At 69.9% G+C, this 23,730-nt stretch carries 21 protein-coding genes and 1 tRNA gene; 14 read left to right on the top strand and 8 right to left on the bottom strand.

Features of this window, described 5'->3' with window-relative positions:
* Nucleotides 1-11 precede the first annotated feature (11 nt).
* The 10 genes from CYJ26_RS01095 (at nucleotide 12) to CYJ26_RS01050 (ending at nucleotide 10,571) form a co-directional block, all read left to right on the top strand.
* Nucleotides 12-905, top strand: a complete 894-nt coding sequence (locus CYJ26_RS01095) for a ParA family protein (RefSeq protein WP_006549693.1) — start codon at nucleotides 12-14, stop codon at nucleotides 903-905.
* Complete coding sequence (locus CYJ26_RS01090) at nucleotides 895-1,755, top strand: segregation and condensation protein A (RefSeq protein ID WP_006549694.1); 861 nt, start codon at nucleotides 895-897, stop codon at nucleotides 1,753-1,755. The genes CYJ26_RS01095 and CYJ26_RS01090 overlap by 11 nt, the downstream gene beginning before the upstream one ends.
* A complete protein-coding gene (gene scpB / locus CYJ26_RS01085) occupies nucleotides 1,752-2,372 on the top strand; it encodes an SMC-Scp complex subunit ScpB (RefSeq protein WP_024036368.1) in 621 nt (206 codons plus the stop codon). The genes CYJ26_RS01090 and scpB overlap by 4 nt, the downstream gene beginning before the upstream one ends.
* Nucleotides 2,369-3,346: a pseudouridine synthase gene (locus CYJ26_RS01080; RefSeq protein WP_101637788.1), complete on the top strand. Its 978-nt coding sequence runs from the start codon at nucleotides 2,369-2,371 to the stop codon at nucleotides 3,344-3,346. Before scpB ends, CYJ26_RS01080 begins: the two co-directional genes overlap by 4 nt.
* Entirely contained in the window at nucleotides 3,343-4,521 is a 1,179-nt protein-coding gene (locus CYJ26_RS01075; RefSeq protein ID WP_006549697.1) for a prephenate dehydrogenase, read from the top strand. The genes CYJ26_RS01080 and CYJ26_RS01075 overlap by 4 nt, the downstream gene beginning before the upstream one ends.
* Before the next feature lie 83 nt (nucleotides 4,522-4,604).
* Complete coding sequence (gene der / locus CYJ26_RS01070) at nucleotides 4,605-6,767, top strand: bifunctional cytidylate kinase/GTPase Der (protein ID WP_006549698.1); 2,163 nt, start codon at nucleotides 4,605-4,607, stop codon at nucleotides 6,765-6,767.
* Between the two features lie 59 nt (nucleotides 6,768-6,826).
* On the top strand, nucleotides 6,827-8,488 hold the full coding sequence (gene pgi / locus CYJ26_RS01065) for a glucose-6-phosphate isomerase (protein ID WP_006549699.1): 1,662 nt from the start codon (nucleotides 6,827-6,829) through the stop codon (nucleotides 8,486-8,488).
* Nucleotides 8,485-9,720: a molybdopterin-synthase adenylyltransferase MoeB gene (gene moeB, locus CYJ26_RS01060; RefSeq protein WP_006549700.1), complete on the top strand. Its 1,236-nt coding sequence runs from the start codon at nucleotides 8,485-8,487 to the stop codon at nucleotides 9,718-9,720. Before pgi ends, moeB begins: the two co-directional genes overlap by 4 nt.
* A 125-nt stretch (nucleotides 9,721-9,845) precedes the next feature.
* A tRNA-Pro gene (locus CYJ26_RS01055) sits at nucleotides 9,846-9,919 on the top strand.
* 67 nt (nucleotides 9,920-9,986) lie between these two features.
* On the top strand, nucleotides 9,987-10,571 hold the full coding sequence (locus tag CYJ26_RS01050) for a DUF1349 domain-containing protein (protein ID WP_101637787.1): 585 nt from the start codon (nucleotides 9,987-9,989) through the stop codon (nucleotides 10,569-10,571).
* A gap of 25 nt (nucleotides 10,572-10,596) precedes the next feature.
* Here the strand turns inward: CYJ26_RS01050 and CYJ26_RS01045 are convergent, their stop codons facing one another.
* Nucleotides 10,597-11,274 carry an ArsR/SmtB family transcription factor gene (locus CYJ26_RS01045; RefSeq protein WP_040319871.1) on the bottom strand — a complete coding sequence of 226 codons (678 nt, stop codon included), beginning with the start codon at nucleotides 11,272-11,274 and terminating at the stop codon, nucleotides 10,597-10,599.
* A 32-nt stretch (nucleotides 11,275-11,306) separates the two neighbouring features.
* The gene (locus CYJ26_RS01040) at nucleotides 11,307-12,689 is read right to left on the bottom strand and encodes an MFS transporter (protein ID WP_006549702.1); all 1,383 of its coding nucleotides are present in this window, start codon (nucleotides 12,687-12,689) and stop codon (nucleotides 11,307-11,309) included.
* 195 nt (nucleotides 12,690-12,884) lie between these two features.
* On the opposite strand from CYJ26_RS01040, the gene CYJ26_RS01035 reads away from it, so the two are divergent.
* The 3 genes from CYJ26_RS01035 to CYJ26_RS01025 are packed head-to-tail and all read left to right on the top strand — an operon-like array spanning nucleotide 12,885 to nucleotide 15,721.
* Nucleotides 12,885-13,943: a DNA adenine methylase gene (locus CYJ26_RS01035; protein ID WP_101637786.1), complete on the top strand. Its 1,059-nt coding sequence runs from the start codon at nucleotides 12,885-12,887 to the stop codon at nucleotides 13,941-13,943.
* Nucleotides 13,940-14,779 (top strand): aldo/keto reductase, encoded by an 840-nt coding sequence (locus tag CYJ26_RS01030; protein WP_006549704.1) that lies wholly within the window; start codon nucleotides 13,940-13,942, stop codon nucleotides 14,777-14,779. Before CYJ26_RS01035 ends, CYJ26_RS01030 begins: the two co-directional genes overlap by 4 nt.
* A gap of 51 nt (nucleotides 14,780-14,830) precedes the next feature.
* Nucleotides 14,831-15,721: an HAD family hydrolase gene (locus CYJ26_RS01025; RefSeq protein WP_024036381.1), complete on the top strand. Its 891-nt coding sequence runs from the start codon at nucleotides 14,831-14,833 to the stop codon at nucleotides 15,719-15,721.
* On the opposite strand, the gene CYJ26_RS01020 is transcribed toward CYJ26_RS01025, so the two are convergent.
* The 6 genes from CYJ26_RS01020 to zwf all read right to left on the bottom strand — a co-directional run bounded on the left by CYJ26_RS01020 (nucleotide 15,705) and on the right by zwf (nucleotide 21,987).
* The gene (locus CYJ26_RS01020) at nucleotides 15,705-16,757 is read right to left on the bottom strand and encodes an alpha/beta hydrolase (protein WP_006549706.1); all 1,053 of its coding nucleotides are present in this window, start codon (nucleotides 16,755-16,757) and stop codon (nucleotides 15,705-15,707) included. The genes CYJ26_RS01025 and CYJ26_RS01020 overlap by 17 nt on opposite strands.
* 21 nt (nucleotides 16,758-16,778) lie before the next feature.
* Nucleotides 16,779-17,240: an RNA-binding S4 domain-containing protein gene (locus CYJ26_RS01015; RefSeq protein WP_006549707.1), complete on the bottom strand. Its 462-nt coding sequence runs from the start codon at nucleotides 17,238-17,240 to the stop codon at nucleotides 16,779-16,781.
* A 9-nt stretch (nucleotides 17,241-17,249) separates the two neighbouring features.
* Complete coding sequence (locus tag CYJ26_RS01010) at nucleotides 17,250-18,233, bottom strand: HNH endonuclease family protein (RefSeq protein ID WP_034235324.1); 984 nt, start codon at nucleotides 18,231-18,233, stop codon at nucleotides 17,250-17,252.
* Between the two features lie 154 nt (nucleotides 18,234-18,387).
* Entirely contained in the window at nucleotides 18,388-19,311 is a 924-nt protein-coding gene (locus tag CYJ26_RS01005) for an aldo/keto reductase (RefSeq protein ID WP_006549709.1), read from the bottom strand.
* Nucleotides 19,312-19,399: 88 nt separating this feature from the next.
* Entirely contained in the window at nucleotides 19,400-20,407 is a 1,008-nt protein-coding gene (locus CYJ26_RS01000; protein ID WP_101637785.1) for a glucose-6-phosphate dehydrogenase assembly protein OpcA, read from the bottom strand.
* The gene (gene zwf, locus CYJ26_RS00995) at nucleotides 20,404-21,987 is read right to left on the bottom strand and encodes a glucose-6-phosphate dehydrogenase (RefSeq protein WP_006549711.1); all 1,584 of its coding nucleotides are present in this window, start codon (nucleotides 21,985-21,987) and stop codon (nucleotides 20,404-20,406) included. Before zwf ends, CYJ26_RS01000 begins: the two co-directional genes overlap by 4 nt.
* A 241-nt stretch (nucleotides 21,988-22,228) precedes the next feature.
* Between zwf and gndA the strand changes: the two genes are divergently transcribed.
* On the top strand, nucleotides 22,229-23,728 hold the full coding sequence (gene gndA, locus CYJ26_RS00990) for an NADP-dependent phosphogluconate dehydrogenase (protein WP_006549712.1): 1,500 nt from the start codon (nucleotides 22,229-22,231) through the stop codon (nucleotides 23,726-23,728).
* Nucleotides 23,729-23,730 lie beyond the last annotated feature (2 nt).

The raw sequence follows: 23,730 nt of genomic DNA, 5'->3' as shown, positions 1-23,730 counted from the left end.
AGGTGTGCCCCGTGAGTGACTCCGACCAGCGACACGGACAGCGCAGCCAGCCCGGGCTTATTGACCTGCCTGAGACCCCGCAGGCTGAGGACAAGGTCTTTGCGCAGCCGGCACCGCTGACCACGCACGGGCCGGCCCGCGTCATCTCGATGTGCAACCAGAAGGGCGGCGTCGGCAAGACGACGACGACCATCAACCTCGGTGCCGCGCTGGCCGAGTACGGTCGCCGGGTCCTCATCGTCGACTTCGACCCCCAGGGCGCGGCCAGCGCGGGACTGGGGATCAACGCCCATGAGCTGGACACGACGATCTACGACCTGCTCGTGGCCGCCCGCCCGGACGTGCGCCCGGTCATCCACCACACCTCGACCCCGGGCCTGGACATCGTCCCGGCCAATATCGACCTGTCGGCGGCTGAGGTCCAGCTGGTCGGCGAGGTGGCGCGTGAGCAGGCGCTGGCTCGCGTGCTGCGCCCGGTCCTCGACGAGTACGACGTCATCCTCGTGGACTGCCAGCCCTCGCTCGGCCTGCTGACGATCAACGCGCTGACCGCGTCCCACGGCGTCATCATCCCGCTGGAGACCGAGTTCTTCGCCCTGCGCGGGGTGGCGCTGCTCATTGAGACCGTCGACCGGGTCCGTGACCGCCTCAACCCGCGTCTCCAGGTCGACGGGATCCTGGCCACGATGGTCGACCCGCGCACCCTGCACTCGCGTGAGGTGCTCGAGCGTCTGGTCGAGGCCTTCGGGGACCAGCTCTTCGACACCCAGATCCGGCGGACCATCAAGTTCCCCGACGCCTCCGTCGCCGCTGAGCCGATCACGAGCTACGCTCCCACCCACGCCGGGGCGGAGGCCTACCGGCGACTGGCACGAGAGGTCATCGCCCGGGGCGATGTCGCCTGAGCACCAGGGTGGCGGCTGGCCCGCACCCGCCGGCAAGGAGGCGGTGGGCGGCGAGGCCTCCGCTCCGGCCCGCGTGCCCGGCTTCAACGTCGCCCTGCCCCAGTTCGAGGGGCCCTTTGACCTCCTGCTCACCCTCATCGCCCGTAAGCGCCTGGACGTCACTGAGCTGGCGCTGGCCGAGGTGACGGACGAGTTCATCGCCCATATGCGCAGCGACTGGGACCTGGGGCACGCCAGTGAGTTCCTCGTGGTCGCCTCCACGCTGCTGGCGCTCAAGGCCTACCGGCTCCTTCCGCACGAGGGGGACGAGCCTGACAGCGAGGACCTGGAGCTCCTGGAGGCCCGGGACCTGCTCTTCGCCCGCCTGCTGCAGTACCGCGCCTACAAGGAGGCGGCTGCGGCCTTCCGTGTCCAGGCCGAGCAGGTGGCGCGCTGCCACCCACGGGTGGTCGGCCTGCCGCCGCAGCTGGCGGCGCTCCTGCCCCGGCTCGTGGGCTCCCTGAGCCCGCAGGACCTGGCGCGCCTGGCTGCCGCGGCCTTCTCCCGACCGGCCGATCCCGGTGTCCAGACCGTCCACCTGCACGAGCGGGTGCCGGTGGGTGAGCAGATGAACCTCATCGCCCTACGGCTGCGGGTCCACGGCCGCCTGACCTTCACCGAGCTGACCCAGGACACTGACCGCACGGCCGTCGTCGTCGCCCGCTTCCTCGCCCTGCTCATCCTCCACCGCGAGGGCAGCGTGGACCTGGCCCAGCACGAGGCGATGGAGGAGATCACCGTGACCTGGACCGGCGAGTCAGGCTCCTTGGCTGGCATCATGGCCACAGACGTTGAGGAGGAGTTCGCATGAGCGCACCGGGCGCCCACCAGGGCGAGATCTCCGCCGTACCACAGCCCCAGCTGCGCGCGGCCACCGAGGCGATCCTCATCGTGGCCGATGAGCCGGTCACCGCCGCGGGTCTGGCGCAGGTGCTTGGCGTGGAGGAGGCGCAGGCTGAGGCGGTCCTTGACTCCTTGGCTCGCGAGTACGCCGGTGAGCAGGTGGGTCTGCCCGCACGCGGCTTCGTCGTGCGCCGGGGCGCCGGGGGCTGGCGGCTGGCCTCAGCCGCGCAGTTTGACGACCTCGTCCAGCGCTTCGTCATCGGCGGGGCCACCTCTCGGCTCTCCCAGGCCGCGCTGGAGACCCTGGCCGTCATTGCCTACCGCCAACCCGTCACGCGCGGTCGGGTAGCCGCGATCCGAGGGGTTAACGTCGACGGCGTGGTGCGCACGCTGCACGCGCGCGGTCTCATCGAGGAGGCCGGCTCCGAGCCCTCCGGGGCCCTGCTGTACCGCACCACCACGCAGTTCCTGGAGTACCTGGGTATCGACTCCCTCGACGAGCTGGCACCCCTGGCCCCCTACCTTCCAGACACCACCGCCCTGGCCGAGATCGAGGACGAGGCTGCCGAGAGGAGCAACCGATGAGCCACGAGACCTACCCCGCCGTACAGGTGCCGCTGGGCGAGCTGGGCGGCGAGGAGTTCTATGACGCCGACGACGTCGAGGAGCTGAACGAGGAGGAGGATGCTGAGCTCCTGGCGGCCTTCGACGCTGAGGCCCTCGACGAGGACGAGGAGGCCCGGATCGTGGCCGAGCGCGAGCGAGCCGGACGTGGGGGAGCCGACGACCCGTACGTGGCCACCGGCGAGCGCCTGCAGAAGGTGCTGGCCCACGCAGGCGTGGCCTCGCGCCGTGCGTGCGAGGAGATCATTGCGGCCGGGCGCGTGAGCGTGGACGGCGTCGTGGTCACTGAGCCTGGTGTGCGTGTGGACCCCAGCCGCCAGGAGATCCGCGTGGACGGTTCGCGGGTGCTGACCGACCCCGACGTCATCACGGTCCTGCTCCACAAGCCCGCCGGTGTGGTGACAACGATGGAGGATCCTCAGGGCCGCCCCACGGTGGCGGGCCTGGCTGAGCAGTTCATCAGTGAGCACCGCACAGAGCTCGAGCACCCCGAGTCCGTCCGCCTGGTCCACGTCGGCCGGCTCGACACCGAGACCGAGGGCCTGCTGCTGCTGTCGAATGACGGCGACCTGGCCCACCGCCTCATGCATCCCAGCTTCGAGATCTCCAAGACCTACGTCGCCATCGTCGAGGGCCAGGTGGAGGGCTGGGTGCCGCGCAAGCTGAGGCGTGGTATCGAGCTGGACGACGGCCTGGCCCAGGCTGACCGCGTCGTGGTCAAGGACGCCGGCCCCTCCGGTTCGATCGTGGAGATCACGCTGCACTCGGGCAAGAACCGGATCGTGCGCCGCATGCTGGACGCCGTCGGCCACCCGGTGACGCGTCTGGCCCGCACGAAGCTCGGACCGCTGGGCATCGGGGGCCTGCGCCCCGGGCAGATGCGACGGCTGACCGGCGAGGAGATCACGGCCCTCCAGCAGGAGGTCGGGCTATGAGCAGCGCACCGACGACGCCACCGACCAACCCTCACGGCACGGTCGCCACGCAGGGGCCCGTGCTCGTGGTGGGCACAGGGCTGCTGGGCACCTCGCTCGCCCTGGCACTGTCCGCCTCCGGGGTCGCGGTCCAGCTGTCTGACACGAGCCCCACCTCGCTCGCGCTGGCCCGGGACATGGGTGCCGGCCGTGTGCGTAGCGACGGCGATGAGGCGCCCCAGCTCGTCGTCGTGGCTACGCCGCCCGACGTCGCTGCCAGCGTGGTACTCGCGCAGCTGTCGGCCTTCCCCGAGGCCGTGGTCACCGACGTCGCCAGCGTCAAGCAGCGGGTGGTGGCTGAGGTCCGCGCGCACGCGGGGCAGGAGGTGCGCCGCTACGTGGGCAGTCACCCCATGGCCGGGCGCGAGCGCTCGGGAGCAGGCGCCGCGGACTGCGACCTCTTCGTGGGCCGTCCCTGGGTCATCGTGCCCGATGGTGCCACGCCCCAGGCCGAGCTCGTCGTGCGCAACCTCGCCGTCGACGTCGGTGCGACCCCGCTGCGCATGGCGGCGGCGGAGCATGACGAGGCTGTCGCCGCGGTCAGTCACGTGCCTCAGCTGGTCTCCTCCCTGCTGGCCGCCCGACTGGAGGAGCTACCTGAGTCGGCGCTGGCACTGGCCGGGCAGGGACTGCGCGACACCACGCGCATCGCCGCCTCCGACCCCCGGCTGTGGTCAGCCATCCTCGTGGGCAACGCCGGGCCCGTCGTGGGGCTTCTGCGGGCACTGCGCGAGGACCTGGACACGCTCATCGGCGGGATCGCTCCAGCCGCCGTCGACCCGGCCTCGCCCGACTACACCGCCGCTGGGCGGGCGCAGACCATCGCTCCGGGCGCCGTGGGCGCCATCACGGACGTCATGGGACGAGGGAACACCGGCCAGGCGCGGATCCCTGGCAAGCACGGCGGAGCGCCGCGGCGCTACGCCGAGGTCCAGGTCCTCGTTCCCGATACCGCCGGGTCGCTCGGCAGGCTCTTCTCCGACGTCGGCGCCGCCGGAGTCAATATCGAGGACTTCGCCATGGAGCACTCGGCCGGACAGTCAGCCGGTATCGCCATGCTCTCCGTCTCGCCTGCGGCAGCACAGCCGCTGGAGGAGACCCTGGAGGAGGGCGGCTGGCGGGTCGTTCGGCTCTAGCCACGCCTTCGTGGCAGTCTTGCTCCGGACTATGACCGCAACCGCCCAGGCCTGCAGCGCCGGGCGGGGTGAAGGAGGCAGGGATGGGAATCGTCGTCGCTATCGACGGACCGAGCGGGTCGGGTAAGTCGACCGTCTCCAAGCGCGTGGCTGCCCATCTGGGGCTGGCGTACCTGGACACCGGCGCCATGTACCGCGCTGCTGCCTGGTGGTGTGAGCGCAGCGGCGTGGACCTGGCTGATCCTGAGGCGGTGACCGCTGCTGTGGAGACGATGCCCCTGGATATGGGCCTTGACCCGCAGGCTCCCACCGTCGTGTGCGACGGGGTGGACATCAGCCAGGCGATTCGCGAGCCGCATATCTCGCAGGTGGTCTCCACCGTGGCGACCAACCTGTCCGTGCGCGCCGAGCTGGCGCGCCTCCAGCGCGAGATCATCCACGCCGAGTCCCTCGGCGACGCTTCCTCCTTCTCCGGCGGCGCCGGGATCGTGGCCGAGGGTCGTGACGTCACGACCGTCATTGCTCCGCAGGCGCAGGTCCGTCTGCTGGTGACCGCCAGCGAGGAGGCGCGTCTGGCTCGCCGGGCCGCAGACCTGGAGGCGGCCGGCAAGGCGGTGGACGCCGCGGCTCTGCGGGACCAGGTGGTGCGCCGCGACCGCGACGATGCCACCGTCTCCCAGTTCCTCACCGCGCCCGAGGGCGTGACGCTGGTCGACACCAGCGACATGACGCTTGAGCAGTCCGTGGAGCACGTGGTCGACCTCATTGAGCAGGCCCTGGACGAGGCTGCGGCCAGGGACGCTGAGGAGGACCTGCGGGCCGCGGCGCTGCGTGCCGGGCTGGAGGACTACGAGCTGGACGAGGAGGACCGGGCGCTGCTGGAGGCGCAAGAGGTGCCTGAGGCCGACGGCGGGCTCGATGCCGGGCTGCCGGTGCTCGCCGTCGTGGGTCGTCCCAACGTCGGCAAGTCCACGCTCGTCAACCGCGTGCTCGGCCGCCGCGTCGCCGTCGTCCAGGACACCCCGGGCGTGACCCGTGACCGAGTGTCCTACCCGGCGGAGTGGGCTGGACGCCGCTTCACGATCGTGGACACCGGCGGCTGGGAGCTGGACGTCAAGGGGCTCGACCAGGCCGTGGCCACGCAGGCTGAGGTCGCCGTCGAGCTGGCTGACGCCGTCATCCTCGTCGTCGACGCGCAGGTCGGCATCACGGCCACCGACGCCAGCGTGGTCAAGATGCTGCGCCGCTCGGGCAAGCCGGTTGTCCTGGCCGCCAACAAGGTCGACTCCGCCGCCCAGGAGGGCGACGCCGCGGCGCTGTGGAACCTGGGCCTGGGCGAGCCCTACCCCGTCTCCGCCCTCCACGGGCGTGGCTCAGGTGAGGTGCTTGACGCCGCCATGGCGATCCTGCCGGAGGTCTCCTCCGTCGCCGGACCCTCGCCCGAGCACGGCAGCCTCAACCGGGTGGCCCTGGTGGGCCGTCCCAACGTCGGCAAGTCGAGCCTGCTCAACTCCATCGCCGGCTCCCAGCGCGTCGTGGTCAACGAGCTGGCCGGCACCACCCGAGACCCTGTTGACGAGGTCATCGAGCTGGACGGGCGCCAGTGGCTGTTCATCGACACCGCCGGCATCCGTCGTCGCGTCAAGCAGTCGCGGGGCGCGGACTACTACGCCGTGCTACGTACCCAGGGCGCGATTGAGAAGGCCGAGGTCGCCGTCGTGCTCCTGGACGCCTCGGAGAGCGTCAGCGAGCAGGACGTGCGCGTCATCCAGCAGGTGGTCGACGCCGGACGCGCTCTGGTGCTGGTCAACAACAAGTGGGACCTGGTGGATGAGGAGCGTCAGAAGATGCTCACCTGGGAGACCGAGCACGACCTGGCGCACGTGGCCTGGGCTCCCCACATCAACCTCGCCGCCCGCACCGGCTGGCACACCAACCGGCTCGTGCGCGCCCTGGACGCGGCCCTGGAGGGCTGGACCACCCGCATCCCCACCGGTCGTCTCAACGCCTTCCTCGGAGAGCTCCAGGCGGCCACGCCCCACCCGCTGCGCGGGGGCAAGCAGCCGCGTATCCTCTTCGCCACCCAGGTGCAGACCGCGCCACCGCGCATCGTGATCTTCACCACCGGATTCCTTGACGCCGGCTACCGGCGTTTCATCGAGCGACGCCTACGTGAGGAGTTCGGCTTCGTCGGCTCGCCGATCCAGATCGGGGTGCGGGTGCGCGAGAAGCGTCAGCGCCGCTGACGGCCCGCCGGCCACAGGGCAGAGGTGAGGCAGGCGCCGTCGAGCCCTAGACTGGGGCCATGCTCAAGCCTGTTGATGCCACGACCACGCCCGCCTGGGCGACCCTCACTCAGCTGCACCAGGAGCTGGAGCCCGACCTGCGCAGCTGGTTCGACTCCGACCCTGACCGCGCTGAGCGCCTGTCCTACGAGCTCGGCGACCTCTTCGTCGACCTGTCCAAGAACCTCCTGACCGACGAGGTCCGTGACGCCCTCGTGGCGCTGGCGGAGCAGGTGGACGTGCCCGGTCGCCGTGACGCCATGTACGCCGGCGAGCACATCAACGTCACCGAGGACCGCGCGGTCCTGCACACGGCCCTGCGCCGACCGGCGACCGACTCACTGACCGTGGACGGTCAGGACGTGGTTGCCGACGTCCACGCGACGCTGGAGAAGATCTACGCCTTCGCCCGCCGGGTGCGCTCGGGGGAGTGGACCGGAGTGACCGGCAAGCGCATCGAGACGGTGGTCAACATCGGCATCGGTGGCTCGGACCTGGGCCCGGTGATGGTCTACGAGGCTCTCAAGCCTTACGTCCAGGAGGGGCTGAGCGCCCGCTTCATCTCCAACATCGACCCCAACGACTGCGCCGAGAAGGTCAAGGACCTCGACCCGGAGACGACGCTGTTCATCATCGCCTCCAAGACCTTCACGACCCTGGAGACCCTCACCAACGCCCGCATGGCCCGCGACTGGTTCCTTGGCGCCCTCCAGGCCAAGGGCGTGCCGACCGAGGGCGCCATCGCCAAGCACTTCGTGGCCGTGTCCACGGCGCTGGAGAAGGTTGAGGCCTTCGGCATCGACCCGGTCAACGCCTTCGGCTTCTGGAGCTGGGTGGGCGGGCGCTACTCCGTGGACTCCGCCGTCGGCACGGTCCTGGCCGTGACTGTGGGCCCCGAGGCCTTTGCCGAGTTCCTGGACGGCTTCCACACTGTGGACGAGCACTTCGCCACCAAGGCCCCGGCCGAGAACGTCCCCATGCTCATGGGCCTGCTCAACGTGTGGTACCGCAACTTCTTCAAGGCCGCCACGCACGCCGTGCTGCCCTACGCCCAGTACCTCCACCGCTTCCCGGCCTACCTCCAGCAGCTGACCATGGAGTCCAACGGCAAGTCCGTGCGCTGGGACGGCAGCCCCGTGACCACCGAGACCGGCGAGGTCTTCTGGGGAGAGCCGGGCACCAACGGCCAGCACGCCTTCTACCAGCTCATCCACCAGGGCACCGAGCTCATCCCGGCTGACTTCATCGCCGTGGCCAACCCCGCCCACCCCACCAAGGACGGGGACAAGGACGTCCACGAGCTGTTCCTGGCCAACTACCTGGCCCAGACTGCCGCGCTCGCCTTTGGCAAGACGGCCGAGGAGGTCCGCGCTGAGGGCACGCCCGAGGCCATCGTGCCGGCCCGCGTCTTCGCCGGGAACCGTCCGACGACGTCGATCCTCGCCCCGGCGCTCACCCCCTCGGTGGTGGGCCAGCTCATCGCCCTGTACGAGCACATCACCTTCACCGAGGGCATCGTGTGGGGCATTGACTCCTTCGACCAGTGGGGCGTGGAGCTGGGCAAGAAGCTCGCCCTCGAGATCGCACCGGCCGTGGGCGGTGACGAGCAGGCCTTGTCGACCCAGGACGCCTCGACGCGCCAGCTCATTGCCCGCTACCGCGCCGAGCGACGCGACGCGTGAGGGCCCAGGCACAGTCCGCCGCGGCCGTAGGCCGTACCGCAGCCGACCTCGGGGAGTCCGTCATCCCCGATGGTCGGCTGCGGCCGCTCACGGCTGAGGACAGGCTCCGATACTCGCGCAACGCTCTGGTTCCTGAGGTCGGGGTGGTGGGCCAGCAGCGCATTCGCGCTGCCCGGGTCCTGCTCATCGGTGCCGGTGCCCTCGCCTCCCCGGCAGCGCTGTACCTCGCCGCAGCCGGGGTGGGACGGCTCGGGATCGTGGATGACGACGTCGTCGAGCTGAGCAACCTCCAGCGCCAGGTGCTGTACACCACCGCCGGGGTGGGCCAGGACAAGACCGAGTCGGCACGCCAGGCCGTCCAGGCACTCAACCCCGACGTCGAGGTCGTCACCTACAGGGCGCTGCTGCGCAGCGACAACGCCCTGGAGATCATGCGTGGATGGGACGTCGTGGTGGACGGCACAGACAACTTCCCCACGCGCTACCTCGTCAACGACGCCTGCGTCATGCTGGGGCTGCCGCTCGTCCACGGAGCCGTCTTCCGTTCTGACGGGCAGGTCAGCGTCTTCGACGCCCGCCAGGGCCCGTGCTACCGCTGCGTGCATCCCGTGCCGCCCGACCCCGGTTCCGTCCCGTCCTGCGCCGAGGGCGGGGTACTGGGCGTCATGCCGGGCATCATCGGCACGATGCAGGCGACCGAGGCGATCAAGCTCATCGTGGGAGGGGCGCGCCCGCTCATCGGCCGGATGCTCATGGTCAACGCCTGGCAGGCGACGACGGCGCAGCTGCCACTGCGCAAGAACCCCGGTTGTCCGGTGTGCGGCGAGAACCCGAGCGTGCGCGAGCTGATCGACTACGAGGCCTTCTGCGGGCTTCCTGGCACTGGGGCCCAGCCCAGCATCGTGGGGGAGGGGTCTGCGGGTGAGCAGATCACCGCGTCGCGGCTGCGCGCGCGCCTGGCCGAGGGTGAGATCGTTGGCCGTGACCTCACCGTCCTTGACGTGCGTGAGCCGGTCGAGGTGGCTCTCGATCCCTTCCCTGGCGCGCTGCACATCCCGTTGGCGGAGGTGACGGGCAGGATGGGCGAGCTTGAGCCGGCGCGGCCGACCCTCGTGCTGTGTGCCAAGGGCATTCGCTCGGCGCGCGCGATCCAGGTGCTCCGGCAGGCCGGCTACACCGGAGATCTCACCAATGTGGCGGGCGGGATGGCGGCCTGGCACGCGGGGGAGTAGCCGGCGCTAGCGTCCTGGCCAGCGCCGGGATGCGGTGAGCGGGGTCACCGTGTCAGGATTTTTCGTGCGAGGCCGTCATGGGCTAAGGTTCTACTCGTTCCGAGCGGACCTGGTCCGTGAGGTCACGGGCTGTGGCGCAGCTTGGTAGCGCACTTGACTGGGGGTCAAGGGGTCGTGGGTTCAAATCCCGCCAGCCCGACGAAAAGCCCGGTATCACGCGGAAAGTGGTACCGGGCTTCGTCGTACACGCAGGCGGGAGGACTGACATGGACGTGCGATGGGACACGGGCACCTGGACCCATGAGCCGGCTGAGGTGCGCCGTGAGGGGGAGGACCTGCTGGTTACCGCCGTCGAGGGCTCGGATGCTTGGCGGACCACCTCGTACGGCTTCATCCATGCCTCGGAGCACGGTCTGCTGGCGCCCTTTGAGTACGGCACGGCCGTTGAGGTCGAGTACACCGCGGCTTTCTCGGAGCAGTTCGACCAGGCTGGCCTGTTCATCCACCGCTCGCCCTCACGCTGGGTCAAGGCTGCCACGGAGTACGCCGACGGCGTGCTCAGCGCTGGCGCCGTCGTCACCAACGGCTGCTCTGACTGGTCTCTGGCCCAGGTGCCGCAGTGGCTCGGTCAGCGCGTCCGTATCCGTGCCAGCTGGACCGACGACGCCGTCACGATCCGTGGTGGCGTGGTTGGGCAGCCGCTGCGGCTGCTGCGCGTCTTCCCCCTCGAACGGGCTGACGACGTCGCCGCAGGGCCCCTTGTCTGCGCGCCGACCCGCGCCGGGCTCACGGTCCGATTCCACTCCTGGCGCGTGACCGACGCCGACACCTCGCTGCACCCGGACTCCTGAGTGCAGCAGCGCATGGGCTCCAGGCCTAGGACGCCGAGCCGGCGGAAGGGGCGTCAGGCTGGTCCACTGCGGCGAGCAGGGCGACCCGGTAGTCGTAGGCGTACGCCCGCTCGCCGTCGTCGTCCCCTGCCCGCGAGTGGCGCCGGGAGGCCTCGATCGCCCGAGAGATGAGCGCGGTCACGCCCTCCTGGAAGGCCTGGGCCTCCTCGCGCGTCAGCCGCAAGGGGCCGTCCGCCCGCAGGCCGGGCAGCCCCAGCGCCTCAGTAGCCTCCAGCCGTGCCACGGAGAACAGCTCCAGGATCTGTGCCGCCTCGGCCTGCTCGAACTGCGCCACCACGGCCTCGCCACCGGGAAGCTGCCGGATCGAGGCCGGGTCGAAGGACAGCCCCGTCCAGTCCGGGATCACCCACCAGGTCTCGCGGCCGTCGCCGCCCTCGGTGGGCACGTGGCGCTGCGCGACACCGGCCTTCTCCAGGGCCCTCATGTGGTAGGACACCGAGTTCGCCGGCTCGCCGACCGCCTGGGCGACGTCGGAGACCCGCATCGGCTCTCCGTGCACCATGGTGCGCAGGATCTTGGAGCGGATGGGGTGGGTGAGGAGGGTGAGCAGCCTGGCTGCCTCCTCGGCCGGCACGGGAACCGGCTCGCTCCACGCGGCGGTGTGGGACTGATCGGCACCACCCTGGTGCGCACCTGTGCTCACAGCCCGTCCTCCCCGTGCTCCGACGTCGGTGCTCAGTGCACCCTGCGGGCCTCATCGTATGCGTCACCTGCCTGAGGTGGCACCACGGTGCGAGACACTGCTGCTACCCACCGGTCCGGCCGAGGCAGCTCGCGAATCGACCTGCTTGAGGCCAGGACGCCAGCCGCTGCCGGGAAGAGCACGCAGGTCAGCGCGAGCGTGGTGGCCGAGCCCAGCTGCGTCAGTCCGACCCCGACCGCCGCCGGCATGAGGGCCGGCGCACACGAGATGACCAGGCCGATCGCTGACAGGGCCCGGCCCTGCAAGGCGTCAGGAATCTGGGCCTGCATGTAGCCGCCGAGCGCACCGTTGACCACCGGCAGGGCCAGTCCCACCACCGCCAGGAGCCCGAGCATGACGGGCACGTCCTGGGCGAAGGCCAGGGGGACGAGGAAGACCGCGATAAACAGAAAGCCTGTGATGATGAGCCGGCCGCTCGGCGCGCGGGTAACGAGAGGACCGGCAAAGGTCGCACCAGCGAGCATGCCGACCCCGACCGCGCCGTCGAGCAGGCCGATCTGCCAGGCGGGCGTCCCGGAGGACTGGAGGGTGAGCGTGATGCCGACCATGAGGGCCTGGATGCCGGTATTGACCAGGACCAGGGCCGCGACGATCCTCGGAAGGACCTCGATCTGACGGAAGACGGCGAAGCCGTCCAGGAGGTCAGCGATGACGGAGACCCGGCCGGAAGGGGAGGGGTCGGAGCCGGTCCCCGGATCCTGCGACTGCTCAGGCCGAGGCCGCAGGTCCGCGCGGATCAGCCGCGTGGCGACCGCCTGGAGCAGAGGGCACAGTGCCCCGGCAAGCAGGGGCAGGCCGTAAGAGATATTGATGAGGAGTCCGGAGACAGGAGCTCCCAGGAGGTTGATCGCGGCGTCCCGGCCCTGGTTGGCCGACACGGCCCTGGGCAGGTCCTCGGTCGGGACCACTGACTTCAGGGCGGCGTCGGAGGCGGTGGAGAACAGACCCGTCAGGGCGCCAGAGACCGCGGCGACGGCGTAGAGCAGGGACGCTGAGAGCCCTGCGCACCACCATGCCGCCGCCGCGGCACCAAAGATGGTGGCGCGAGCCAGGCCGGAGACGGTGAGGCTGAGCCTGCGGTCCCATCGGTCCACGAGCACGCCGCCCGGCAGGGTCAGGACGAGGCTGGCGACGGTGGACACCGTGGACACCAGGCCTGCCTGGACCACGGAGCCAGTGACGGCGTAGCCGATGAGCAGCATGGCGAAGGCCTGGATCGACCTGCCCAGCTGGGAGGAGGTGTCAGCGAGGAACCAGGCCAGGTAGTCCCGGTTGTGGTGTAGCGCAGAACGCCGCTCCTGGGCGGGAGAGGAGGTCAGCGGAGGGGTTGACGCGGGCTGCTCGTCGTTGTTCATGACAACAAGAGTAGGTCTGCAATACCATTTGCGCAATGGCGTTTGCATACTGAGGGCGGCGGCACCCGATACGCGTCGCACCGTTCGTGCGGCCCGCGATCTGGCAGCCTGGCCGGCGCCAAGTACCATGCGGCAGGTACGAACGGTGGCTGAGAGCGGGTCTCGGCAGTCACGGCGCAGGCAGGGAGGGCGGTCATGATCAAGTACCTCGGCTCCAAGCGCCTGCTCGTGCCCGTGCTGGGTCGGATATTTGCCACCTCGGGCGCCACGACGGGGCTGGACCTGTTCACCGGCACCACCCGCGTGGCCCAGGAGATGTGCCGTCAGGGGATCGCGACCACCGCCGTCGACATCGCCTCCTACTCCGAGATCTTCGCCCGTACCTACGTCGAGCTCGACGCCCAGGCACTCACCCCCGCCGATCACGCTGAGCTGAAGCAGGCGCTGGCCCGCCTCAACGCCCTGCCGGGCGTGCGCGGCTACATCACCCGCACCTTCAGCGAGGCCGCGCGATACTTCCAGCGCGCCAACGCCATGCGGATCGACGCCGTCCGCCAGGCGATCGAGACCGACTACGCGGGCACCTGGCTCTACCCGGTCCTCCTGACCAGCCTGATCGAGGCGGCTGACGCCGTCGACTCCACCGTGGGGGTCCAGATGGCCTACCTCAAGGAGTGGGCCCCGCGCTCGTTCAGGCCACTGACCCTCAAGGCACCGCCGCTGGTGCCGGGTACCGGCCGAGCCCTGCGCGCTGACGTGCTCGACGTCGTTGACAGCCTCGACCCGGTCGACGTGGCCTACCTCGACCCGCCTTACAACCAGCACCGCTACTACACGAACTACCACGTGTGGGAGACCCTGGTGCGCTGGGACGCCCCGGAGTACTACGGCGTGGCCTGCAAGAGGCTGGACTGCCGCGATGAGGCCACGAAGTCGGTGTTCAACAAGCGGCGTCAGATGCCCCAGGCCCTGGCTGAGCTGATCGCCACCGTGCGTGCCGAGGTCCTCATCCTGTCCTTCTCTAACGAGGGATTCGTGCCCCTGGGGGAGCTGCGCGAGATGTGCCAGGTGCGCGGCGGCGCCGTCGAGGTGCTTTCCTTCGCCTCCCAGCGCTACAACGGCGCCCGCATCGGGGTCTTCAACCCTCACGGCCAGAAGGTCAGCCGGATCAGCCACACGCGCAACACGGAGTACCTCCTCGTGTGCGGCGAGCCCCAGCGTGTGGAGGCCATGACACGTAACCTGCAGGTATGAGTGACGCCATCCGCCCCCTGTCCCTGCCCGCCATTGGATTCGGAACCTACAACCTGCGTGGCCGCGCCGGGGCACAGGCCGTGACCTCGGCCATCGAGGTCGGCTACCGTCTCATCGACTCAGCCTTCTCCTACGAGAACGAGGGCTGCGTGGCTGACGGCGTGGCTGGCGCCGTCGAGGCCGGCCTGGCCTGCCGCGAGGAGATCGTGGTGACCTCCAAGGTGCCCGGCCGGTACTACGGCTACGAGCAGGGCCTGGCGGCGGTGGAGGAGTCCGTCTCGCGGATGCGTCCGATCGGCGCCATCGACCTCTACCTCCTGCACTGGCCCAACCCCGCCCAGAACAAGTACGTGGAGACCTGGAGGGCGCTCATCGAGGCTCGCGAACGTGGTCTGGTGCGCCACATCGGTGTCTCGAACTTCCTGCCCGAGCACATTGAGGGCCTGGAGGGGGAGACCGGCGTGCTGCCTGAGGTCAACCAGATCGAGTCCCACCCGTTCTTCCCCAACACCGAGCAGATCGCCTACAACGCCTCCCGCGGTATCACGACGGAGGCGTGGAGCCCGCTCGGGCGCAAGTCGGACATCCTGAGCAACCCGGTGGTCGCCGAGGTCGCCGCCGCGCACTCGGCCAGCCCCGCCCAGGCGATCCTGGCCTGGCACGTGGCTCGCGGCGTGACCGCCATCCCAAAGTCCTCCACCCGGGCGCGCCAGGAGGAGAACCTCGCCTCCGCCTCGCTGCGCCTGACTCCTGAGGAGATCGGCCGGATCACGGCGCTGGGCGATGGTGGCCACCGCCTAGCCGGCCAGGATCCGGCCACCTACGAGGAGCTGTAGCACCGGGCACCGGTGGCGTAAGGAGGCTGGCGGATCTGAGAAGATCCCACCATGCGCACTGCTGACGCCCCGACCCCTCGCTCCGTCATCACTCCCTTGCGTCCAGGCACGCCGGCCGCAGACGCCTCCCGCCTGCGCCTGGTAGTCACCGACATGGACGGCACGCTGCTCGACGGCGAGGGTCGGGTGCCATCGGGCCTGGCTGAGGTCGTGGCTCGTCTGCGCGAGCGCGGGATCGTCTTCTGCCCGGCCTCGGGGCGTCAGCTCGCCAACCTGCGCCACACGCTCGGCGAGCTCGTGGCGGACACCGCGATCATTGCCGAGAACGGCACGATCGTCGTCGACGGCGACCGCGAGCTTTTCCGCGACACGATCACGCGCCAGCAGGCCGTCACGGTCATCCAGACTGTCCGTCAGCTGGCGGGCCCTGGCCACGGGCTCGACGTCGGAGCAGTCGTGGCCACCCCGCAGGTCGCCTACGTCGAGCGCACCGATGAGAGCTTTCTGGCGGAGGTGGACACCTACTACGCCTCGCGCCAGGTGGTGGCGGACCTGACTGCGCTGAGCCTGGACGACGTCCTCAAGGTCGCGGTCCACGACTTTGTTGACGCCGAGCGCCTGTCCGCACCCCACCTGGCCGCTGCCGCCCCGCAACTGCAGACGGTGGTCTCAGGGCTGCACTGGACCGACCTCATGTCGGCGAAGGCCTCTAAGGGGCGGGCCCTGGCCATCCTCCAGCAGCGTCTGGGCGTCACACCGGCACAGACGGCTGTCTTCGGGGACTACCTCAATGACGTCGAGCTCTTCGACGAGGCGGAGATGACCTTCGCTATGGCCAACGCCCACTCGGACGTGCTGGCTGCCGCCCGGTTCCAGGCGCCGGCTAACACCGAGCAAGGAGTCCTGCGCGTCCTGGAGGAGCTGCTCAGGGCCGAGGCCTGAACGCCGATCCCAGCGCCTCCACGGCCTGGGTACGGAAGGCGCGCATCTGCGGCGACCAGGTGCAGAAGTCCGCACCGTGGTACATCCCGGGCTCCACGTGGACGGTGACCGGCACGTCGCTTTGTTCCAGACGGCGGGCGTAATCCAGGTCCTCGTCAAGAAAGAGGTCGAGGTCTCCCACGCCGATCCAGGCCGCCGGCAGACCAGCAAGGTCCTGACAGCGGGCTGCCGCTGCCCAGGGCCGAGTCTCCTCCTCGCCCGCGGGGTGCCCCAGATAGGCCTGCCAGCCCTGCGCGTTGGAGCGAGCGGTCCACACAAACTCGCCGCGGCCAGGGACCTCCTGGCCTCCGGCACCGGTTCGGTCATCGAGCATGGGGTAGATGAGGAGCTGGAAGACCAGCGGCACTCCCGCGTCCCTGGCACGCTGGGCCACGCAGGCGGCCAGGCCGCCCCCGGCGCTGGCACCACCCACGGCAAGACGCTCAGGATCAACGCCAAGGTCTGAGGCGTTCTCATGCAGCCAGGCCAGGGCGCCGAAGCAGTCGTCGATGGCCGCGGGGTAGGGGTGCTGAGGTGCCAGGCGGTAGTCGACGCAGACCACGAGGCATCCCAGGTCAGTAGCCAAACGAGAGCACAGGGCGTGGTCCTGGGCGGGGGACCCACCCACGAGCCCTCCGCCGTGGATCCACACAAGCGCACCGCTACCAGCCTGCTCCGCCCGGTGCGCAGTCTCATAGAGCCATGCGCTGACGGGACCCTGCGGTGTGCTCAGCATGCGGCGGGTGCCGAGCCCGGCAGGGGTGAACAGCTCCTGCGCCTTGCTGGCCCGCTGAAAGAGGTTGCCGGGACGCACCGTGCCCGGCTCACCGTCCTGACCCCGGCCCAGAACCAGCAGCGGCGCACGCAAGCCTGGCTGGACACGAGCCAGGTCCCCGGCCAGGGACCGTTGCCTGGCCACCACGCCAACGGCGCCGAGTCCGGCCAGCCCCGAGAGTACCAATGCGGAGACGGCTGCGGCCCGAGTGCGCTTGGACATGGTGATCCTTCCTGGGGTGTCTTAGTCGACGTCGAGGATGTGCTCGATGTCCACGTCAGGCACGCCCGCGCGCAGCGCATCCAGGGCGCGCCGTTCCTTCTTCGTGGGCCGGCCGGCACCCCGGTCGCGGATGATCGCGGCCGGTGCGTCCAGGGGAGAGGGACGTGGCGCGGAGAAGTCGGCGTAGGCACGCCGTGCTACGGGAGCACCGACCCTCTTGAGAAGAATCTGAGTGACCAGGAGGATTCGGTCAAAGCCGTCCACCCGGTAGCGCACCTCGTCCCCGACGACGACGTGCTGGGCAGGCTTGACAGGCTCCCCGTTGACCCGTACGTGCCCGGCCTTGCAGGCTGCCGTCGCAGCTGAACGGGTCTTGCACTGGCGCACCGCCCACAGCCACACATCCACCCTGGCCGAGGCGGGTCCGCCGGACTCGGCCGCCGCAGCCAGTGCCTGTGCCCGGACGGTCTCCTTGCTCACCATGGCGGCATCCTAACGACGGCGCCGGTGCCACAGCAGGAGCGCTCCACCTGTCAGGGCCAGTCCCAGTCCCAGTGGCAGGGCGACGGGAGGACGGGCAGTGGCCCTCGCCAGCACCCCAGGACGTAGTCCTGACAGCTGCTTGAGCCATGAGACCTGTCCATCGCCTGCCTGCGTGCAGCTGCCCAGCACCTCGGCCAGCGCCTGGCGGTCGGCGTCAGGCACACCAAGGCGGTAGGCCGCCAGGACGGAGACGAAACGCTGGGCGTACTCGCAGCGGAACCCGGGATCCGGCGGCCACCAGCCCGAGCCGCTCGCCGTCGTCCAGGTACCGGTCTCACTCGTACCCACGGGGCAGGTGGCGGGGCCGCACGCACCCTTGGCGCTGTTGGCCTCGCCGTCGACCGCCAGGAGGTTGAGGGGGTCATTGGCTACCAGGAGCCTGGTGCGCTGGTCCCAGGCCCAGGCGCCGTGGGCGTAGAGGTAGTTGAGAGGGACCACGTGGTCGATCTGGACCGCGGCGGAGGTGTTCTGTCCACGCTGGAAGGTAATCTCCTTGCCGGTATAGGGATCGTGCAGCACTCCGGTCCACACCGTCGCGTCAGGACAGACGCTCGCCCCCTCGCCCCGCCCCTGGTCAGCCGTCTGCAGCCCCGAGGCACGCGAGAAGTCGGCATCGCTCAGGTCACGGGCCAAGACCTCGTTACGAGTGTCGCACCCATCCCCGTCCACGTCCTGCCAGGCCTCGCCGAACCATCCGGTGCGCGATCCTCCCTGCGCCCAGGAGACGGCGGCCGGTGAGTCCGCCGGCAGCCGGTCCAGGGCAGCCAGAGCCTGGTCTGGTGGCAGCACGAGGGAACCCCGTTCATCCCAGGCCGTGGGCGTACCTGCCTTGCTCTGCGTGGCGGTGGACCCGGCGTAGGCCGGGCCGAGCGGCGCCACAGGCGCCAGGCCGCAAGCGAGCATGACAAGGACGGCGAGCGCGGCCGCCGTCATGACGGCCTGCCACCCATGTCGCGGCGCTGAGCGCCGCGCCGCGCCGTGGTGAGATCGGTTCATGCGGCCAGGCTAGGCCGGGGCACCGACACTCATCCCCAGCCATAGCCAGGCAGGCGACCCACCGGCCCGCCTGGGGCAGAGCCGGGTGAGATCAGGGAACGACGTACCCGGCCGCGCGGAAGACCTCGTACCACTGCTCGCGCGTGAGAGGCAGCTCGCTGCCTGCCACGGCGTCGCGCACGCGCTGCGGACTCGTGGTACCCACGACCACCTGCATCGCAGCCGGGTGACGCGTGATCCACGCCGTCGCGATCGTGTCCGGTGAGACGCCGTACTCGGCCGCCAGGCGGTTGAGCGTCTCGTTCAGCGGCAGGTAGTAGCTAGAGTTGCCCACGAACGGGCCGGTGCCGTCGCCGGACTGGAAGGGGGACCAGGCCTGGATCGTCGTGCTCGTCAGGCGGCAGTAGTCCAGGATCCCGTCCGTGCGGGACAGGGCCTGGTCGTGCTGCATGTTGAGGGCCACGCCCTCAGCGATCATCGGAGCGTGGGTGAGGGAGAGCTGCAGCTGGTTGACCAGAAGTGGTTGACGGACCGTGGCGCGCAGCAGCTCCAGCTGACCGCGAGTGTGGTTGGAGACGCCGAAGTGACGCACCTTGCCGGCGGCGTGGAGCTCGTCAAAGGCCTGGGCGACCTCCTCGGGCTCAACGAGGGCGTCCGGCCGGTGCAGGAGAAGGACATCGAGATAGTCAGTTCCCAGCGCAGTAAGCGAACGCTCGACGCTGGTGATGATGTGCTCGGCAGAGAAGTCGAACCAGCCTCCGCGGATACCGCACTTGGTCTGCAGGACCACCTGCTCGCGCTCGGAGCGGCTCCATCCCAGCGCCTGGGAGAACCTCTTCTCGCAAGCGTGGTCACCACCGTAGATGTCGGCGTGGTCGAACATGGTGATGCCGGCCTCCAGGGCCGTGGAGACGAGCTGGCGGATCTCGGCGTCAGACTTGTCCCTGATGCGCATGCAGCCCAGGACGATGTTGGAGGCGGTCAGGTCAGAGGTACCCAGTGGCAACGTCTTCATATCTCCACGATAACGACGCCGCGGTGGCCCGCACAGGCTTTTGAGCGTGTACGAGCCACCGCGCGGTGACCGGGGGAGGGACCGTGCCCTACTGCGAGGCCTGCGAGGCCTGCGCCGTCTCCTGGCCCAGGCAGTGGCAGCCGTGATCAGCAGCGAAAGCCACGAGCACCTCTTCAAAGACGAGATCCGGGGTCAGCCGGCGCAGCTCCTCGTTCATGGTGGTCACAGGCTCACGCCTGGGCATGGTGACGATCTGCGGCGCGGAGCCGTCGGGTCGGGTGATCCGGACCCGCTCCTGGTCCGCGCGCTCGATGAGGTAGGTCCCGGCCTCCGTGTGGGCGGCAACCTGGGAGATCCCAGAGAAGCCAGGCACGTCCACCCGCTCGACCTCGACACTGGCCTGCAGGTGCAGCCACCGGATCATCAGTGCCATGGAGGCGTTGGAGGGCTCTCCCGCCACCGCGACGCGACTGACCTGGTGATCGCGCAGCACCGGGCCGAGCGTGGCGGCCACGATGGCCCGCCACAGCGTCATCCGCGTCCACGCCAGGTCGATGTCTCCGCGGGTGTATCCGGGTGCCAGAGCTGCCAGAGCGGCCACAGGATCAGGCTGGGCCGGGGTATTGGTGATCCGCGTGCCGGCGAGCTGGCCCAGAGGGTCTTGCGCCGGGCAGCTCGGCATCGTCGTCGGCCACCAGGTGACCACAGGGACGTCGGGCAGCAGGAAGGGGACCACCAGGGTGTCGGTGTGCTCGGCGGCCTCTCCCCACGGACGCAGGACCAGCGTCTCGCCCGCCCCGGCGTCGTGGCCGACCCGGATCTCGGCATCCAGGTGGCCGGGCAGCTCGGCAGAGACGTGACCGTCTCGTGAGCGCGGCCCAGAGGCGTCCTCGCGCCCGGGCGGGGCGACGACGGCGATGACGCGGCAGGGATGGTCACGTGAGGCCCCGTGCGCGGCCTCCAGGGCCTCCTCCAGGCCGACGGCGTCAGTGGAGATGACCAGGGTGAGCACACGCGAGCTACCGGAGCCGCCCTCGACGGCAAGCAGCTCGGAGACGATGCGGTCGGTCGTCGTCGCGGTCAGGGTGGTGATCATGAACGCCTCCAGGTACGGCCGTCACGGGTGAGCAGGTCATGGGCGCTGTCCGGGCCCCAGGAGCCCGGACGGTAGGAGTCAGGCACCCCTGCCGCGGCCCAGTGCTCGATCACCGGGTCCAGGATGCGCCAGGACAGGTCCACCTCCCGCTGGTGGGGGAAGAGCGGGGCGTCGCCCAGCAGCGCGTCCAGGATGAGACGCTCGTAGGCCTCCGGCGACTCCTCGTTGAAAGAGGCTCCGTAACCAAAGTCCATCAGGACGTCGCGCAGCTCCATGTGGGTGCCCGGCACCTTGGAGGCCAGGCGCATGGTGATGCCCTCGTCCGGTTGGATCCTCAGCACGATCGTGTTCGCCCCCACCCCTGCCGTGGCAGAGGGGTCGAAGGGCAGGAAGGGTGGCTGCTTGAAGACGACGGCGACCTCCGTGACCCGCCGCGCTAGGCGCTTGCCCGCCCGGAGGTAGAAGGGCACACCGGCCCAGCGCCTGTTGGCGATCTCCAGGCGGATGGCGGCGAAGGTCTCCGTGGTCGAGTCCTGCGGCACGCCCTGCTCCTCGGTGTAACCAGGCACGGCCACACCGCCCTGGAAACCGCCGACATAGCGGCCACGGGCCGTGGTGGCGTCCAGGTCGAGCACGCCGTGGCGCGTCAGGCGCACGCAGTCGAGCACCTTCTCCTTCTCCGCCCGGACGGCCGCGGCGTCCATGGAGCTCGGCTCCTCCATCGCGGTCAGGGCCAGCAGCTGGAGCAGGTGGTTCTGGATAACGTCGCGTGCCGCGCCGATAGTGTCGTAGTAGCCGGCACGCGAGCCGATGCCAATGTCCTCGGCCATGGTGATCTGGACGTGGTCGACGTAGCCCTGGTTCCACAGCGGCTCGAACATCGTGTTGGCGAAGCGCAGCGCCAGGATGTTCTGCACCGTCTCTTTGCCCAGGTAGTGGTCGACCCGGAAGACGTCATCCGGACGCACGATCCGCCCCACCAGGGAGTCGAGCTCACGCGCGGAGTCCCGATCATGGCCGAAGGGCTTCTCGATCACCACACGGCGCCAGCTGCCAGGGGCGTCGTCGACCAGTCCCGAGGCGGCCACGCGCTGGGTGACGGCGGGGAACCAGCCGGGCGGGATGGACAGGTAGAAGGCGCGGTTGCCGCTGGTGCCCCTGCTGGCGTCCAGCTCGGCGACCACGCCGGTCAGGCGCTCATAGGCCTCGTCGTCCTCGAAGGAGGAGAAGGTCACGAATCGCATCCCCTCGGCCAGCTGCTCCCAGATGCTCTCGTGCCAGGGGGTACGGGCGTGGGCCCCGACGCTGCCACGCACGTAGGCGCGCATGTCCTCGTCGCTCCAGTCGCGCCGTCCGACTCCCACCAGTGAGAAGGAGGGAGAGAGCAGGCCACGGTTAGCCAGGTCGTAGATCGCCGGCAGCAGCTTGTGGCGGGCCAGGTCGCCGGTGATGCCGAACATCACCATGACGCAAGGATCCGCGATCCTGGGCAGGCGGAGGTCGCGGGGGTCCAGCAGCGGGTTGCTGCCAGCAGCCGCCTGCGAGGACGAGGTAGCGTGAGCGGAATCTGCAGTATCCACGTGCACCTTCCTGACGTCGTGACGACGCCCAGACCTGGGCGCCGTCGTTCAGTGTAGGCACGAGCGCTGGCCTGGTAGCGCTCCGGCGCCGGGCCCAGACAGGCGCTGTCAGTCCCTCTTCCAGCGCTACGCCTGTGGCAGACCGGGCTGACAGGGTTGGTGTCGCCTACCAGCGATAGGCTCCCACCAGAGTCGGCACCACGCCGACGGCCCGACCGACCAGCCCGTGGAAAGGCAGACCATGACCGCCACCAACGACGCCGCTCCCACCACCTTCGTCCCTCAGCCCGACTCTGCCGACATCGGCGTGTACGGCCTGGGCGTCATGGGCGCCAACCTCGCCCGGAACCTCGCCCGCCACGGGCACGCGGTGGCCGTGTTCAACCGGACCCCGGTGCGTACCGAGCGTCTCATGAGCCGCTACGCCAGCGAGGGCACCTTCGTGCCGGCCACGGAGCTCGCTGACTTCGTAGCCTCGTTGCGTCGCCCCCGTGTCGCGATCATCATGGTCCAGGCCGGAGGCGCGACCGAGGCCGTCATCGACCAGCTGCGCGAGCTGCTGGAGCCTGGGGACATCATCGTCGACGCTGGTAACACCTTCTACAAGGACACCCAGCGTCGTGAGGCCTCCCTGCGCGAGCAGGGCATTCACTTCGTGGGCATGGGAGTGTCCGGAGGTGAGGAGGGGGCGCTGCTGGGCCCCTCGATCATGCCCGGCGGCACCGAGGACTCCTACAGGCGTCTGGGCCCCATGCTGGAGTCGATCTCAGCGCATGTGGACGGCGTTCCCTGCTGCACGCACGTGGGGCCCGACGGCGCCGGCCACTTCGTCAAGATGGTGCACAACGGCATCGAGTACGCCGATATGCAGCTTATCGCCGAGGCCTACAACCTCCTGCGTCACGTGGCCGGGCTCAGCGTGGCTGAGGTGGCCGCCGTCTTCTGCTCCTGGAAGGACTCCGAGCTCGACTCCTACCTCATCGACATCACCACCGAGGTCCTCGAGCGCGTTGACCCGGCGACCGGTGAGCCCTTCGTCGACGTCGTCGTCGACGCTGCCGGACACAAGGGCACGGGTGTGTGGACGACGCAGACCGCCCTGGAGCTTGGTGTGGCCGCTCCGGCGATCGCCGAAGCTACCTTTGCCCGCGCTGTGTCCTCCTCCGCCCCGCAGCGTGCGGCGGTGCGCGAGACCGAGATCGAGGCCGGGGAGCGCGAGGTGACCTTTGAGTCCGAGGAGGACCGCCAGGCCTTTGTCGACGCCGTGCGTCAGGCGCTGTACGGCTCCAAGATCGCCGCCTACGCTCAGGGCTTCGACGAGATCGCCACTGCCTCTCAGGCCAACGGCTGGGACGTGGACCTGGGCGCGATGGCGCGGATCTGGCGTGGCGGCTGCATCATCCGGGCCCGCTTCCTCGATGACATCACCCGCGCCTACGCCGAGGAGCCCGAGCTGGCCAGCCTGCTGACCGCTCCGGTCTTCGCCTCTGCCCTGGAGGACGCGCTGCCGGCGTGGCGCGAGGTCGTCTCGGTCTCTGCGCTGTCCGGCGTGCCAGCCCCGGCCTTCGCCTCCTCGCTGGCCTACGTCGACCAGCTGCGCGCTCCGCGCCTGCCTGCCGCCCTGATCCAGGGCCAGCGCGACTTCTTCGGCTCACATACCTACCACCGCGTTGACGACCCCAGCGGCGTCTACCACGTCCTGTGGGCCCAGGAGGGTCGCGCTGAGGAGAAGTGGAACTGAGC

The organism is Actinomyces urogenitalis (genome assembly GCF_002861525.1).
Taxonomy (GTDB): Bacteria; Actinomycetota; Actinomycetes; order Actinomycetales; family Actinomycetaceae; genus Actinomyces; species Actinomyces urogenitalis.
Note: the sequence above shows the minus strand (reverse complement) of the source record. Positions and strands in the feature narration are given on the sequence as shown.

Coding starts and splice junctions, on each gene's coding strand:
- CYJ26_RS01090 (WP_006549694.1), top strand. CDS start 895: ATGTCGCCTGAGCACCAGGGTGGCGGCTGGCCCGCACCCGCCGGCAAG.
- scpB (WP_024036368.1), top strand. CDS start 1,752: ATGAGCGCACCGGGCGCCCACCAGGGCGAGATCTCCGCCGTACCACAG.
- CYJ26_RS01080 (WP_101637788.1), top strand. CDS start 2,369: ATGAGCCACGAGACCTACCCCGCCGTACAGGTGCCGCTGGGCGAGCTG.
- CYJ26_RS01075 (WP_006549697.1), top strand. CDS start 3,343: ATGAGCAGCGCACCGACGACGCCACCGACCAACCCTCACGGCACGGTC.
- der (WP_006549698.1), top strand. CDS start 4,605: ATGGGAATCGTCGTCGCTATCGACGGACCGAGCGGGTCGGGTAAGTCG.
- pgi (WP_006549699.1), top strand. CDS start 6,827: ATGCTCAAGCCTGTTGATGCCACGACCACGCCCGCCTGGGCGACCCTC.
- CYJ26_RS01050 (WP_101637787.1), top strand. CDS start 9,987: ATGGACGTGCGATGGGACACGGGCACCTGGACCCATGAGCCGGCTGAG.
- CYJ26_RS01040 (WP_006549702.1), bottom strand. CDS start 12,689: ATGAACAACGACGAGCAGCCCGCGTCAACCCCTCCGCTGACCTCCTCT.
- CYJ26_RS01035 (WP_101637786.1), top strand. CDS start 12,885: ATGATCAAGTACCTCGGCTCCAAGCGCCTGCTCGTGCCCGTGCTGGGT.
- CYJ26_RS01030 (WP_006549704.1), top strand. CDS start 13,940: ATGAGTGACGCCATCCGCCCCCTGTCCCTGCCCGCCATTGGATTCGGA.
- CYJ26_RS01025 (WP_024036381.1), top strand. CDS start 14,831: ATGCGCACTGCTGACGCCCCGACCCCTCGCTCCGTCATCACTCCCTTG.
- CYJ26_RS01020 (WP_006549706.1), bottom strand. CDS start 16,757: ATGTCCAAGCGCACTCGGGCCGCAGCCGTCTCCGCATTGGTACTCTCG.
- CYJ26_RS01015 (WP_006549707.1), bottom strand. CDS start 17,240: ATGGTGAGCAAGGAGACCGTCCGGGCACAGGCACTGGCTGCGGCGGCC.
- CYJ26_RS01010 (WP_034235324.1), bottom strand. CDS start 18,233: ATGACGGCGGCCGCGCTCGCCGTCCTTGTCATGCTCGCTTGCGGCCTG.
- CYJ26_RS01005 (WP_006549709.1), bottom strand. CDS start 19,311: ATGAAGACGTTGCCACTGGGTACCTCTGACCTGACCGCCTCCAACATC.
- CYJ26_RS01000 (WP_101637785.1), bottom strand. CDS start 20,407: ATGATCACCACCCTGACCGCGACGACGACCGACCGCATCGTCTCCGAG.
- gndA (WP_006549712.1), top strand. CDS start 22,229: ATGACCGCCACCAACGACGCCGCTCCCACCACCTTCGTCCCTCAGCCC.